The organism is Microbacterium sp. Y356, from assembly GCF_059445355.1.
Genome location: NZ_JCAIUE010000001.1, coordinates 427183 through 441152, shown reverse-complemented (window position 1 = coordinate 441152; position 13970 = coordinate 427183). Strand labels below are relative to the sequence as shown.

The window sequence follows — 13970 nt, the reverse complement described above, 5'->3', positions numbered from 1 at the left end:
ACTCCCAACCAGAGGAAGGCAGGGGAGCTAGAGCCCGACTACGGCGCGAAGGTTTTGCAGTGCTGCGGTCGCGGCATCCAAAGCGGGAACGGGGTCAGCGCCGTTCTCGTACGCGGCGGTCAGGTCAGCGAGGCGATCGGCATACAGTGCGACTGCGTCAGTCCACGCGCCAGCGATGGGGCTCGGGGCTGGGCTGTCGGAGAATCGATTCGCGTCCTGCTGCAGGTTGCCCACGACCTGCGCCGGGTCTTCGCCACCCTCGGCGATGATGCTGAGCCCGGTCGATGCGTCATCGAGTCGCGGCTGCATTCCAGCAGTGAACGTCTCGAGGTCGGGATCAGGTGCCGGGGGCTCGGTCGGAACCGGCTCCTCGGTGGGCGCCGGTTCTGGCTCCGGCGTCGGAGTGGGGGTCGGCACTGCCGTCGGAGTGGGTGTCGGGGTGGGCGTAGGAGCGGGCGTCGCCGTCGGTGTGGGGGTTGGCGTCGCGCTCTCCGACGTCGTGGGGCTTGGCGTCGGCTCAGGACCGCCAGCAGGAGGCAATAGGTAGAACAGGAGTACGCCGACAATCGCGAGGGCGAGGACCGAGAGGATGACGATCAGCCAGATGCCCCCTTTGTTGCTCTTCTTCTCTTCGGGGAACACCCACACTGCTTCGGGCTGGTGCTCTTGGCTCATCAGTTCTCCAATGCGGGCATGGGCTGCCAGGTGCGGTCGCGACCGATCTTGCCGCCATCACGGACGCCGCGGAACAGGTTGCTCGTGCCGCGAACCGTGCGTTCGACGAAGAAGAGGCGGATCAGCTCCTTGAAGAAAGTCGCTGTCGTGCCCAGGCCGAAGAGTACCGGGTTGTAGTTCTCGTGCACACGGTAATAGTGCTTGATGAACGCGCGGTTGCGCATGATGTAGTAGCGGTATGCATTGCTGGAGGCGTTCATATGCCGCACTCCCATGTCCCACTGCTTGATCTCACGGGTGCGGCGCAGCACGAACTCGTTTACGATCACGGCGGTCGTCAGCCTTGAGGCAAGCCACCCGTACATCTGATCATCCCAGTAGATGAAGAAGCGCGGATCGGGCAGTCCGATCTGCTCGACGATCGAACGGTGGATGAACATGCCTTCGAAGCATCCGCTGTTCATCTCCTTAAAGCCGGAGTCATCGAACCCGGCAGGAGCGAATGGGATCGGGATGCCCATGCGGTCGGCGATCCGATACTGCCAATAGAACTCGCTACCGTCGAAGTCCACACGGCGGCCCTGGATGCTCTTGAAGCGCGGAGCCCAAGATCCCATCTTCGCGAGGCCGTCGGGGAAGACCTCGACGTCATCGTCCATCATCCAGATCCACTCCGAGCCGAGCTCGTACGCGGTACGCATGCCTTCGCTGAAGCCGCCGGAGCCGCCGGTGTTCGTCTCTAGCTTGCGGTAGACGATCTCGGTGCCGACGCGGTCGCGGAACGAATCCACGACCTCGGTCGTGTCATCCGCTGACGCATTGTCGATGATGACGACGTGGCCGGGCTTCGGATCCATCACAGTGATGCTCTCCAGCAGGCCCGTGAGCAGATGTGAGCGGTTGTACGTGACGATGACAATTGTCGCCGACGCGGGGGTGAATGCAGCGGGAGCCGCGGTCATGCCTTCTCCTCGAAGATCTGCTGCCAAGACTTGTTCGACACGAGTTCAGGCAGTGCCTGACGATACTGCTTCTGGAGCTCGGGCCAACGCCGCTTCAGCTCCGAGTGCAGACGCAGCGTGTCACGCAGCATCCGGCGATACTTCTTACGGTCCCTGGTGTAGATGTTCTTGCCAGAGCCGTCCGCGGCGCTGACCAGTGCGCTGTCGAAGGCAGGCACACGCCACCAGTGGGCGTCTCCCTTGCCGAACTCGACCACGGGCTGGGCCACATTCGCGGGGCTCGGCTTGTGCAGCCAGTGCGCCACGAGTGTCGTGAGGGTGAAGATGCGCAACTTGACACCGCTCGGGCTGTCGAAGTCGTTCTTGGATAGCTGCTTGTAGACCTGACGTCCGAGCCGAGAGTGCAACACCTTCGATGGGTCGCGGTGCACGACCGTCTCGGGATACTCAGTGGCGAGAGCACGCGCCGCTGGCATGGCTGTCGCGAGGTTCTCGCGCATATGTGCCGGCCCCGAGAGCACATCACGCAGCGCCTGCGCGCGCAGCGCCACCGGGTAGTACTGCATCATCATCAGGTGCTTGAGGTCGACACGGCGGCTGTGTTTGAGGAGTCGGCCGCCGCGCGGGACGTTCGAGTGCAGGAGGCCTGCGACGATGCGGTTGCGCGCGTGGAAGTACGCCTGCCAGTCGATAGAGTCGTCTTTGTTGACCCAGGACACGTGCCAGAGCGCGACGCCAGGCATTGACACTGTGGGGAAGCCCGCTTCTCCTGCGCGCAAGCAAAATTCTGCGTCATCCCATTTAATGAATGCCGGCAGCGACAGCCCGACCTTTCGGATGGCGTCGAGCGGGATCAGACACATCCACCAGCCGTTGTAGTCGGCGTCCATGCGCATGTGCAGCAGCTTCGACTGGCGAAGGTTCGCGGTGCCGAAGTCGTGCGGCATCTTCTCCTGGTAGAGGTTGCGCCACATGAAGGGGCCCTCGTCGACGACTTCGGCCCAGCCATGCAGCTTGGGCCGGTCGAGCAGGTCGAACATGTGTCCGCCTACGAGGATCGGGTTCGTCGCGTATTGGCCGAACACGATCGAGCGTCGCAGCGACTCCGGCTCAATTCGCACATCGTCGTCGAGTAACTGAACGAAGTCGCTCTCCGGGCGTTGCAGCGTCTCGTGCATGGCGCGGGCGAACCCGCCTGAACCACCGAGGTTCGGCTGACGGATGACCTGAAGCATTTCGCCGAGCGAACCTGCGACGTCATCGAAGCCGTCCTGCTCGGAGACGAGCTGTGTGCCCTGGTCGACGAGGAAGATGCGATCGACGAACTCCAGTGCATCGGGAGATGCGGCCAACGCCTGGAGCGTCTCTACGCAGTAGTCAGGCTTGTTGTACGTCGTGATTCCCAGTGACGCCTTGCCCGTGCGCGTCGGCTCCTGCTCTGTGGTCCATTCGGCGCCCTCGAGCACCGCGCTCTTCTCGTCGGCGACTATGTCGAACCAGAGCCAGCCACCGTCACTGTACTGAGTGAGGTCGAGATCGAAGTGCGTGGTGGCATCGCCCATCACTTCGCGGGTATCGACACGCTGGCGCACGCCGGAGCCATTCGAGCGGTACACGAGAACCGTCGCGGGGCCGGCGGTGCGGACTGTGAGTCGCACCTGTCGCACGCTGGTCCAGTGCTGCCAGTACGAGGCGGGGAAAGCGTTGAAATATGTGCCGAGCGAGACGCGGCGACCCGAGACGATGCGCGCGCGGTGCCGACCGAGGATGTTACCGAGATGCGCGCGGTTGGAGACGCGGACGGGTTCCTCGCCGATGACAGACCATGTCTCGGGGTCGGCGTATAGCGGCAGCAGATCTGGGTCGCGATCGAGCGGGAATACTACGTTCTGCAAGACGTGGGCCACGTGAAGATCTCCGAGATTGCTTCGCCCCGCCCGAGTGGGCGCATGCTGGAATCAGCGGGCACCGAGTAGCCTACCTTCTGCTCTTGAAGATCCCTGGAGAGCGCGCCACCGCCAGGCGGAACGGTGCGCAGGCTACGATTAGCGCGATGAAAGCTCTGATCACCGGCGGCGCCGGATACATCGGTTCAACTGTCGCAACCGCATGCCTGGAAGCGGGCATCGAGACGGTGATTCTCGACGACCTATCCACCGGCCGAGAAGACTTCGGCAAGGGCCGAAACCTTTATATCGGCGACATAGCGGATGCCGAACTCCTCGAGCGCATCGTGACAGACCATCCTGACATCGACGTTGTCGTGCACTGTGCAGCGCGTGTCGTCGTGCCGGAGTCGGTCGCAGACCCGCTGGGTTATTACGACACGAATGTCGGAAAGACCGTCATCCTGCTGCAGAACCTCCGCAAGGTCGGCATCGGCCGTGTCGTGTTCAGTTCCTCTGCCGCCGTCTATTCCGCAGACGGCGGCGAAGGGGTCGATGAAAGCGCGCCGCTTGCGCCATCGAGTCCGTATGCGACCACGAAGTCGATGGTCGAGAGCATTCTCTCCGACACCGCACAGGCCGGCGGCCTGCGCGCCATTGCCCTGCGCTACTTCAACCCGATCGGCGCAGACCCGCGCCTTCGCACCGGTCTGCAGAACCCGTCGCCATCCCACGCACTAGGAAAGATCATTCAGTCGCGTGCAGCTGGCGTTCCCTTCACGATCACCGGCACCGACTGGGCCACTCGCGATGGCTCAGGGCTGCGCGACTACATCCACGTCTGGGATCTTGCCCTTGCCCACGTCGCAGCAGTCCAGCGTTTCGACACGATCACCACAGCATCCGATCCCTACCTGTTGCTCAACATCGGTACCGGCGACGGCGTCACCGTGCGTGAGCTCGTGGCGGCATTCGAGCGTGTCACCAAGGAACCGCTGCCTGTCGTGGAGGTTGAGCGCCGTCCAGGCGATCAGGCCGGCGCCTACGCGATCGTTGACCGGGCAGCATCCGTGCTCGGGTGGAAAGCAGAGCGTTCCATCGATGATGGCGTCCGCGATGCCCTGGCCTGGGCTGAGAAACTGCGTTCGCTCGACTAAGTCTCCCGCCCTCGACAGGGCCTAATTCTGGGGCCGCAGGGTCGGGATGACCCCGGTGTTCGCCGCATCGATATTCTCGCGCCAGGAGCGCGACTGGCCAGCGCGGAGCGCGCACAGCACGAGCATGAACCATCCGGCGCCGAAGATGGTGAAACTCTCGAACATCGAGTCAACAGCGAGCGTGACGAGCACGAGCGGTGTCCACGCGTACACGACCGAACGCCGCACGCTGGCGACCAGCCACGACCTGATCAGCGCCGCGCTGCCCAGAAGCAGAAACAACAGCAGGCCGGCGATCCCCAGCTGCAGCAATACGTCGAAGAACGCGTTGAGTGCTGTCTGGTGGCGATCGTCCAACAGATAGTTAATGTAGGTGAACGGGTATTCTCCGCGCTGCCACGGGCCGAACCAGCCCCAGCCCTGGAACGGCTTGACGGCAACGAAATCAAGGATCTGATTCCACAGGTCGGCGCGGGCGGAGAAATCAGAACCTGCGCCCATCCAAGCGATGATCGGATGCCGGAACGCGAAAGCGACGATGAGCGCTGCTGCGACCAGCGCGCCCAGCATCCATTGGACGATAGTGCGTCGCCCTGGCGGTGTATGGCGCACAATCGTCAGGGCACCCGTGGCCACGCCTACGACGACGGCGAGCACGAGAACAGTAGGCGATGCGGAAAGGAGTGCGAGGAACGCTGCCAGTGCGATCGATGGGACAGCGATGGGGGCAGCGAGGGACTGCGTGCGCCATTCGATGAAGAATGTGATGAGAGCGATGACCGCCACGAAACCGAGCATGTTGCGGGTGCCGAAGATTCCCTGGATCGGCCCGCCCATCGCGAGATTGCCCTCGATGTCGAGAAACGCGATCGGAACGTCGATCAGGAGGCCGGAGAGGACCTCGACCCCGAGCGATAGCGCCAGCAGCGCCCGCAGCGTGTCACCGATTGCGCGCACGGTCTGCAGAGTGTCGCGGATGTGGCCGATCGTGATCGCGATGAACGCGAAACCGAACAACCACAACCAGCCGATGACGGTGTCAGAGCGATCTGTCGTCCAGAACACGCTGAGCAGAGCCAGCGCGAGAAACGCGAGCAGCGATGAAGGGGCAACGCGAAGCAAGGAGAGCTCCTCGCGTCGCACGAACAGGATCGCTGCTCCCAGCACACCCAGCAACAGGATGATCGTCGCGAACGTCGCCGTCGACGTCATCCGCTCGATCGTGAACGAACCGAACGTCGCGGTCAGGGCTGCGATTGTGTACGCACGTGCCATCTCGACGGAGCCGAGCAATCGGCTGAGTCGAACCTGGGGTGACATCACGGGATGCGCCGCGCCGTCTGGCCGCGCTCCGTGACGTGGGACATCTCGTTGAGGCCCACACCCACAAGCGGCACCGACTTGATCTTGAACGAGAACAGCACCAGCATCAGCCAACCCCAAAGCATGATGGGGGTCGACTCGGCAAGCCCCTGCACAAGCAGGATGACGGTGAACAACAGTGGCAGCAGCGTCAGCGGGGAGTAGGGCCGGTTCGCACGAAGATCCCAGCGCGGTCGATCGGCGGCGAAGAACCAGGCGCGCCACAGCAGGCCGAAGTACGCGGCTGCCATCAGCAGCACACCGACGACTCCGAGCTGCATGAGCACGTCAAGCCACATGTTGTGCGCGTGGAAGACAGTGATGCCGTGGTCGGTGATCCATCCGTCAAATGACGGATCGGTGGGGATCCATGGGCTGGAGAAACCATTGCCGAACACGGGGTGAGTGGCCGCCCGCTCGAGAACCTTCGTCCAGATGACATCGGTGCGGCCCGTGAGATCTGCGCTGCGACCGAGCGCTTCGAAAAGCGGTTTGTGGAACACGATCAGCGCGGCGACCACGATCGCGACACTGGCAACACAGGTGACGTAGATACGAGTGCGTGCACCAGGCGTGCGAGTGCGACGGATGAGCAATGCCACCGCGAGCACGACGGCCGCAGCGATCGCACACACGTAGGTGGTTGCAGAGGAAGCGCGCAACATCAGGAAGGCGGCGAGCAGCATCCAGAGCGCGAGCGTCGTGCGCCAACGCGCGTGAAGGGCCCACTGAACGCCGAACGTGACGATCGCGAACAGGCAGATGATCGCCAACACATTGGAGTTTCCGACCAGTCCCTGAATGCGCCCGCCGTCGAGGAGGTTGTCGCGCACCCAGTACAAGTGCGGATCGATCTTGCCCTCTGGCAACGTGACGAAGTTCGGCAGCAGTGGAGCGCGCAGCACAAGCGACACCCACAGCTCGAGCGCAAGGGATAGGCCGAGGATCCACTTGAACGCAGAAGCGAGCGCACGCACGATCTCATGCCAGCTGAACGCGTGGGCAATCAGCAGCGCGTTCACCGTCACGGCCGCGAGAAGGAGCCAGGTGATGATCGTGGCACCTCGCCACTGCGACCAGGCGACGGAGAGCAGAGCGAAACACACATATCCGAGCGCAGACCAGGGGAGTCGCCGCCAGGGGAACGGGTACGGCCGCGACTTCGCGATCATCGGAACGCCGATCGCGAGAGCGGCGAGCGTGAGAAGGATCATCACGATGCCGGCACCGTACTGGCCGACGAGGTTGTAGATCGCGGTGTGTGCGAAGGCGACGATAAACACGATGATCGCGTAACCGCGCAACAACAGATGCCCCGTCGACTCGCGCTCCGGCGCGGTGGGCGGGGCTGCCACGGGATGCTTCGTGTACTGCGCCATCGGATTCAGGCTACCGCGACCGGCCCGCAGATCGCTGCGGCACGGCGGGATGGGTACCCTGGGGTCATGCTATTGAGCCTGTCGAATGTGCCGCGTGACTACGCCTGGGGATCGCCCTCGCTCATTGCCGATCTGGAGGGACGCCATCCCGCTGGGGTTCCGGAGGCCGAGGTGTGGTTCGGCGACCACCCCGGCGACCCCGCCGATGTAGTCGGCGGGACGACGCTGGATGCCGTGACAGGCGGGACTCTGCCCTATCTGCTGAAGCTGCTCGCGGCAGCAGAACCGCTGTCGATCCAGGTGCACCCGACCATCGCCCAAGCGCGCCACGGCTGGTCGCGTGAGGCAGGGCTCGCTGCGGACGACCCTGCACGCAGCTACCGAGACGAGAACCACAAGCCAGAGCTCATCGTCGCGCTCAGCGACCGCTTTGAGGCACTGAGCGGTTTACGGCCCGTTGCCGCGACCCTGCGATTGCTTGATGCACTGGGCTCGTCGGCCGGCGTCACGGCGCTGCGCGAGAAACTCAGCGGCGGTGATGGTGCAGATGACGCCGATCTGCTGCGCGATGCGGTGGGCTGGCTGTTGTCCGGCACTGCGCAAACTGAAGTCGATGAGATCATCGCTGCGCTGGGCGAGGCATCTTCAGATGAGTTTGCCGCGGAGCTGACCGCCGGGCGAGCGATCGCGCAGCGTTACTCAGGCGACCCTGGAGTCGTCGTCGCACTTCTGATGAACTTCATCGTGCTGGGCCGGGGTGAAGGCCTCTTCTTGCGCGCTGGACTGCTGCACGCCTATATCTCAGGCCTTGGGGTAGAGATCATGGCTGCCAGCGACAATGTGCTGCGTGGCGGCCTCACACCGAAGCACATCGACGTCGCTGAGCTGTTGTCCGTGCTAGACACCACCCCAGGTGAAGTGCCGGTGCTGCGGCCCTCGGCATCCGAGGCGGTCACCGTGTACCCGGCTGACGTCGCCGATTTCGTGCTGCGACGCGTGACTCTTTCCGGTAGCCCCGTCGCCGTCGACGTGTCAGGACCGGCCATGGTGCTCGCGACCGGGGGAGCGGTGTCGGTGTCCGGCGCAGGCGACGAGGTGTCGATCCCCGTCGGTACGGCGGTCTTCGCCACCGCAGAAGAGACGGTGCTCACCCTCCGCGGTACAGGTGAGGCGTTCGTCGCTCAGCCCGGAGAGTGACGGCGTACTGCGGGTTTTGGGCGACACGCCGCAGACACGCCGTAAACCTTCAACGAACTCTTGAGGGTTTACTATCCGCGACTTGACCGGAGCGAATGACACGGGTGTAATTAGTAACGCACAGCCCGGTGGGGGGCATCTGTAAGGGCAAGGAGAACGATATGACGGGTTACCGTTCCGACGTTCCCGAGAACTGGTTTGTTGATCCGGTCAATCTCGGGGTTCCCGGGGTCAGGCGTGTTGAGCCTGATGATGACAGCGCGCTGTCTTGGCAAACCGACGCACTGTGTTCCCAGACGGACCCCGAGGCGTTCTTCCCCGAAAAGGGCGGCTCGACCCGAGACGCGAAGCGAATCTGCTCCTCGTGCGATGTGCGTGGCGAATGCCTTGAATACGCGCTGAACAACGATGAGCGCTTCGGTATTTGGGGCGGTCTCAGCGAGCGCGAGCGTCGCAAGCTCAAGCGCCAAGCCGGCTGATTCTTCATAGCTTCGCAGGCACGCCGGACGAGGTGACTGCTACCCGTGAACCCAGCGCATAGGCTGACCAGGCTATGCCAACCCGAGTTCATGCCATTATCGTCGCGCGCCCCGGTTCTTCGTCACGCGCGCAGCTGCTGCGAACGCTTGACGCGCTGAGTCTGCAGACCCGCCCCGCCGACGCTGTCACCCTCGTCGTCTGCGGCGATGGGGCGTCTGCTCGAGAGAGCGCAGCAGTCGGTCGCCTGGTCGAGGGCATCATCGAGGCCCGCAGCAGCACATCGTTCGCTGAGGCTGTTGAATTGGCCAGGCCACGCGTTGCAGAAGGCTCTGCCGTCTGGCTGCTCGCGCACGACACCGCTCCACACCCGCAGGCGCTCGCTCAGCTCGCCGGCGCTCTGGAACGCTCTCCCTCGGCGGCGATTGCCGCGCCGAAGCTGGTGAATGCCGACTATGACCGGGAACTCGTTTCGCTCGGCGTGACCATGACCACGCTCGGCCGCTCGGTCGAGCTCGCCGCGGGTGAGCTTGACCAGGGGCAGCACGACGGCCCAGACGATGCCCTGGGATCCGACATCCGCGGTGTGCTCATCCGCAGCGAGGTGCGCGACCGTCTGCGCCCTGACGTTGCTCTTGCCGGTGCCGATGAAGGACTTGACCTCGGTGTGCGTGCGAGATTGGGCGGCGGGCGCGTCGTCCTCGCCGCGAATGCGCGAATCTCCGTGCACCCTGACGGACCTGCCGCTCTTCCACAGAATGCCGCGCAGCGCGCATTCGTCACCCGACTCGCACAGCTGCATCGCCGCCTCGCGTACGCACCGGCGGTGACCGTGCCGCTGCACTGGTTGACGCTGCTGCCACTCGCGCTCTGGCGAACCATCGTGCATCTGATCGGAAAACACCCTGCATCGGTGTTCCCTGAGTGGGGCGCCGCGATAACTGCCATGGTGCGCTTTGGTGCCGTGGCGCGGTCACGCCGGCGCATCCGCTCGTTCCGCACGGCCACCTGGTCGAGCATCGCACCGCTGCGGATAACTCGCGCTCAACTGCATCGCCGCCTCGATGATGGAAACGGCAGCGAGGGGGGAGCGGTCAGCGAGCTGAACTTCTTCTCCGGCGGTGGCGCCTGGGCAGTGCTGGGCGCGCTCGTCGTGAGCATTGCATCGTTCACGACCCTCCTGGCCTGGCCCGCAATCGGCGGCGGAGCGCTGCTGCCAATGCGGGATACAGTCGCCGGGCTCTGGCAAGACGCCACGTGGGGTCTTCGTGGCGTCGGTGTCGAGGTCACCGGACCGGCTGACCCGTTCGCCAGCGTGATCGCCGTGGTGGGAACCCTGTGGGGAGGCGCACCGTCCTTCGCCATGGTGCTGCTCTGGCTGCTTGCGCTCCCGCTTGCTGTGCTCGGTGGATGGTTCGCTGCGACCCGAATCACCGATCGCAGCGGAATGCGCATCTTCGGTGGCGTCGCATGGGCTCTGGCGCCGACGTTCCTCACCGCTCTCGTCGAGGGACGTCCTGCCGCGGTCCTCCTGCATCTGATCCTGCCGTGGCTCTTCCACGCTGCGGTCGTCGCTCATCGGTCTTGGGGCGCGGCCGGTGCAGCATCCATAATTCTCGCCGCGGTTCTCGCCTGTGCCCCTGTGCTCGCGCCGGGTCTGGGGTTGCTCTGGCTGATCGCGATCGTCCTCGTACTCGCTCGTGGCTGGTTCCACGGCGCGGTGCGGCTGCTGTGGATGCTCGCGCCGAGCATCGTGCTCTTCCTGCCCATCGTCGTATGGCAGTTGCAGTACGGAAGTGTGTGGGCGATTTTCGCTGACCCAGGAGTCGCATGGGCGGGCCCTCAGGCCTCCGCTGACAGCGCAGGGCGGATGCTGCTGGCCAGCGGATTCCCGACCGAAGATCTCGCCGGCTGGATGCAGCTCGTTGACCCCAGCATTGCGGTCTGGGCGCCGATCCTCATCGCCCCGATCGCGCTGTTGGCGCTCGCCGCGGCGATCGCACCGCGCTGGGCTGCAGGCATCATGCTGCTCGTCGTCGCACTCACCGGGCTTGCGACGGCATTCCTGGCTGTCGGCATAACGGTCTCCTTCTCGCAGGGCATGCCGGTGCCGATCTGGCCGGGAACCGGATTGAGTCTCGCCTGGGCCGGTGTGGTCGGTGCCGCCCTCGTCACCCTGGACACGGCCATCACCCTTCCCCGACTACGTGTAGCGGCGGTCACCGTCGCTGGGCTGTGTCTTGCTCTCTGCGCAGTGCCGGCGCTGACAGCGCTGCACGCAGATCGCACCGTGCTGACCAACGGGCCGACAAGCACGCTGCCGGCATACGTCGCCGCTGAGGCGCGTGGGGATCGCGAGATCGCAACTCTCGTGCTCACGCCACAGAACAGCGGCGGCCTGGCCTCAGAAGTGGTGTGGGGCGCGAGCGGCACGGTCGGAGCGCAGACGACGATGCTGAGTACGGCGACGGAGCCGCAGGGCATCGACATCAGCGCGCTTGCCGTCGACCTGCTCTCCACGCGCACCTTCGACGCCCCGGGAGAACTTGCTGAGCATGGCATACGTTTCGTGCTGCTCGACCAGGTTGCCGGCGAAGAATCGGACGCCGCACGCGCTTTCCGCGTCGCCTCTGTGACGGCCCTCGACCAGCGGGCCGGCTTCGTGAAGGTGGGGGAGACGGACAAGGGCGTGCTGTGGCGCTTGGACGCTGCCGCGGCCGATCGTCCTGGCCTCACGAGCGCCGAGGCCCGCACGTTGCGCGCGGTCACGACACTTCAGCTCCTCATCTTCTTCGGCGCCCTGCTGCTGTCGATCCCGACGCGGGCATCGCGCCGTGCTGCCCGCGCGCAGTCGCGGATCGTCGGGCGTTCGCAAGACGAGCCACTGGTGCTCCCGAAGCGCGCGGATGATTCCTTCGACGATGAGCATGAGCGCGAGGATCTGGAGCCTGTGGTTTCCGACGAGGAACCAGCCGAGACGGCTACCGACCAGGTGTCGGACCCGGCGTCCGACCCGGTGTCTGACCAAGAGCCCGACCAAGTGTCCGACCAAGCGGAGGAGGAGCGATGACTCAGAAGCGTGCGATCCGTGTTGTCGCGACGGGTGCCCGACTGGCTGTCGGGGCGGTTGTCGCTGCCCTGTGCGTGGCTGGTGTCACCGCTGCCGTCGCACTCGAATGGCCCGGTGTTGAGAACAAACCCGCTCAGGTGTCGGTGCGACCCGCCGCCGGTGACACCACTCTCGTCTGCGGCGGAGCATTCCGCGCGATCGGCCGCGACGTGCAGAACGCACAGCAGATGTCGTCTGCCGGAGATCCCCTGCTCACCGTCGACAGCAACGGACCGCGTACGGACTCCGAGATCGCGGCATCCGATCTGCTGGATGCCGCTACCGGGCCGAAGCGCTTCGTCGGAAGTGCCGAGCAGAACGGAGCATCACTGATCGCAGCATCCGAGTCGATCTTCCTGGCCACATCCGATCTCTCCGGGCTGGCTGCCAGCACCTGCCGTGAACCGAGCACGGAGTCGTGGCTGTTGGGCGGAACGGTTGAAACCGGCACGAGCGATCTCATCATCCTGTCGAATCCGGGCGATGTCACGGCGACGGCGACTTTGACGGTGTTCGGCACGGAGCAGACTTCGACCGAAACGTTGGTGCCAGCGGGCACGCAGCTTGCGGTACCGATGGCATCGATTGCCGCGGGGCTGCAGCAACCGGTGGTGCGTGTCACGGCAGCAGGAGCCCCGCTGCGGGCAGTGCTGCAGTCTTCGCTCATCCGCACGCTCGACCCGTCCGGAATTGATGTGCAAGACACCGCGGGCGTGCCGCGCACAGACCTCACGTTCGCTGGTGTTCAGGTCGTTACGGGCGAGTCCGACTCTCCGGTCGCACTGCTGCGTCTGATGGCGACTGACCAGGCCACCACGGCCACCGTTACGGTGCGCTCGGCGGACAGTGAAGTGCAGACGCTCTCGGTGCCATTGGACGCAGCCACACCCGCCGAAGTGAACCTCGAAGGTCTACGCGCGGGCATCTACAGCGTCACCGCAGAGGCGGAGGCGCCGATCCTCGGCGCCGTCTGGCAAAGCAGCGGTGCAGGAGCCGGCACCGACTTCGCCTGGATGACTTCTGCGCCGGAGATCGATGGAGACGTGCTCGCCGCAGTGCCCGCGGGTCCGAACCCTCGGCTGCACCTGGTGAACTCGGGCGAAACGGATGCAACCGTCACACTGGCTCCCACCAATGGCGCCGCAGGGGATGAGGTCACGGTTCCGGCTGGCGGCTCGGTCGTGGTCGATGTCCTGGCAGACACGACCTACGCGCTGACGATGAATGGAGCGGATCTGCACGCGGCAGTCGTGCTGTCCGACGTCAATCAGCTGGCAGGCTGGCCGCTGTGGCCCGCGGCATCCGCGCAGGACGCCATCATCGTCTATCCCTGATCCGGGCCAAACTCCCACGGCTCTTTGCCGACGTACTCAGCGGCGGCGCGGAATACCGCGCTTTCGATCGCGATGCGACGGTGCACGTCGTCGTCGTGTCCTGGGGGGAGCAATCGCTCGATCGGGATTCGAAACAGCACGATCCGGCGCTCTTCCCGATCGATGCGCCAGCGAGGGATGCCTGCCTCGTCGGCGTGGAGTGGAAGTCCGCCGATCTCGAAGCGCACTTCCTGCAATTCCGGCCAGGTACCGCGCAGAAATTCGACAGCATTTCCGATGGTCAGATCGAATCGATCGATCCGGCCGTCCAGAGGTGGCAGGGGCGGGCGCAGTACCTCGCTGCGGCCAAGGCGCCCGTGTCGTCCGTGTCGAGCACCGCGGCGAGGAGCTGCGGCACCGGGCTCAGAACGGTGACGGGGCATGGTGAAAGTC

Annotated in this window: 11 protein-coding genes; 5 read left to right on the top strand and 6 right to left on the bottom strand. The window is 64.8% G+C overall.

Features of this window, described 5'->3' with window-relative positions; genetic code table 11:
- Nucleotides 1–27: 27 nt before the first annotated feature.
- Genes AC1C2Q_RS02225 through AC1C2Q_RS02215 form a run of 3 tightly spaced genes read right to left on the bottom strand, consistent with a single transcriptional unit; the run spans nucleotide 28 to nucleotide 3544 of the window.
- Nucleotides 28–675, bottom strand: a complete 648-nt coding sequence (locus tag AC1C2Q_RS02225; RefSeq protein ID WP_495448823.1) for a hypothetical protein — start codon at nucleotides 673–675, stop codon at nucleotides 28–30.
- Nucleotides 675–1637 (bottom strand): glycosyltransferase, encoded by a 963-nt coding sequence (locus AC1C2Q_RS02220; protein ID WP_495448822.1) that lies wholly within the window; start codon nucleotides 1635–1637, stop codon nucleotides 675–677. The genes AC1C2Q_RS02225 and AC1C2Q_RS02220 overlap by 1 nt, the downstream gene beginning before the upstream one ends.
- On the bottom strand, nucleotides 1634–3544 hold the full coding sequence (locus tag AC1C2Q_RS02215) for a glycosyltransferase (protein WP_495448821.1): 1911 nt from the start codon (nucleotides 3542–3544) through the stop codon (nucleotides 1634–1636). The genes AC1C2Q_RS02220 and AC1C2Q_RS02215 overlap by 4 nt, the downstream gene beginning before the upstream one ends.
- 146 nt (nucleotides 3545–3690) lie before the next feature.
- Here AC1C2Q_RS02215 and galE point away from each other — a divergent pair, with 146 nt between their 5' ends.
- Nucleotides 3691–4680 (top strand): UDP-glucose 4-epimerase GalE, encoded by a 990-nt coding sequence (galE, locus tag AC1C2Q_RS02210; RefSeq protein ID WP_495448820.1) that lies wholly within the window; start codon nucleotides 3691–3693, stop codon nucleotides 4678–4680.
- Between the two features lie 21 nt (nucleotides 4681–4701).
- Here galE and AC1C2Q_RS02205 read toward each other — a convergent pair whose 3' ends face one another.
- The gene (locus tag AC1C2Q_RS02205; protein ID WP_495450529.1) at nucleotides 4702–6000 is read right to left on the bottom strand and encodes an O-antigen ligase family protein; all 1299 of its coding nucleotides are present in this window, start codon (nucleotides 5998–6000) and stop codon (nucleotides 4702–4704) included.
- Nucleotides 6000–7421: an O-antigen ligase family protein gene (locus tag AC1C2Q_RS02200; protein ID WP_495448819.1), complete on the bottom strand. Its 1422-nt coding sequence runs from the start codon at nucleotides 7419–7421 to the stop codon at nucleotides 6000–6002. Before AC1C2Q_RS02200 ends, AC1C2Q_RS02205 begins: the two co-directional genes overlap by 1 nt.
- 66 nt (nucleotides 7422–7487) lie before the next feature.
- Here AC1C2Q_RS02200 and manA point away from each other — a divergent pair, with 66 nt between their 5' ends.
- The 4 genes from manA (at nucleotide 7488) to AC1C2Q_RS02180 (ending at nucleotide 13538) form a co-directional block, all read left to right on the top strand.
- Entirely contained in the window at nucleotides 7488–8618 is a 1131-nt protein-coding gene (manA, locus tag AC1C2Q_RS02195) for a mannose-6-phosphate isomerase, class I (RefSeq protein ID WP_495448818.1), read from the top strand.
- A 161-nt stretch (nucleotides 8619–8779) separates the two neighbouring features.
- On the top strand, nucleotides 8780–9097 hold the full coding sequence (locus tag AC1C2Q_RS02190) for a WhiB family transcriptional regulator (protein ID WP_439278646.1): 318 nt from the start codon (nucleotides 8780–8782) through the stop codon (nucleotides 9095–9097).
- A gap of 74 nt (nucleotides 9098–9171) precedes the next feature.
- Nucleotides 9172–12165 (top strand): glycosyltransferase, encoded by a 2994-nt coding sequence (locus AC1C2Q_RS02185; protein ID WP_495448817.1) that lies wholly within the window; start codon nucleotides 9172–9174, stop codon nucleotides 12163–12165.
- Nucleotides 12162–13538: a DUF5719 family protein gene (locus tag AC1C2Q_RS02180; RefSeq protein WP_495429421.1), complete on the top strand. Its 1377-nt coding sequence runs from the start codon at nucleotides 12162–12164 to the stop codon at nucleotides 13536–13538. The genes AC1C2Q_RS02185 and AC1C2Q_RS02180 overlap by 4 nt, the downstream gene beginning before the upstream one ends.
- Here the strand turns inward: AC1C2Q_RS02180 and AC1C2Q_RS02175 are convergent.
- Entirely contained in the window at nucleotides 13529–13960 is a 432-nt protein-coding gene (locus tag AC1C2Q_RS02175) for a hypothetical protein (RefSeq protein ID WP_495429420.1), read from the bottom strand. The genes AC1C2Q_RS02180 and AC1C2Q_RS02175 overlap by 10 nt on opposite strands.
- Between the last annotated feature and the right edge of the window lie 10 nt (nucleotides 13961–13970).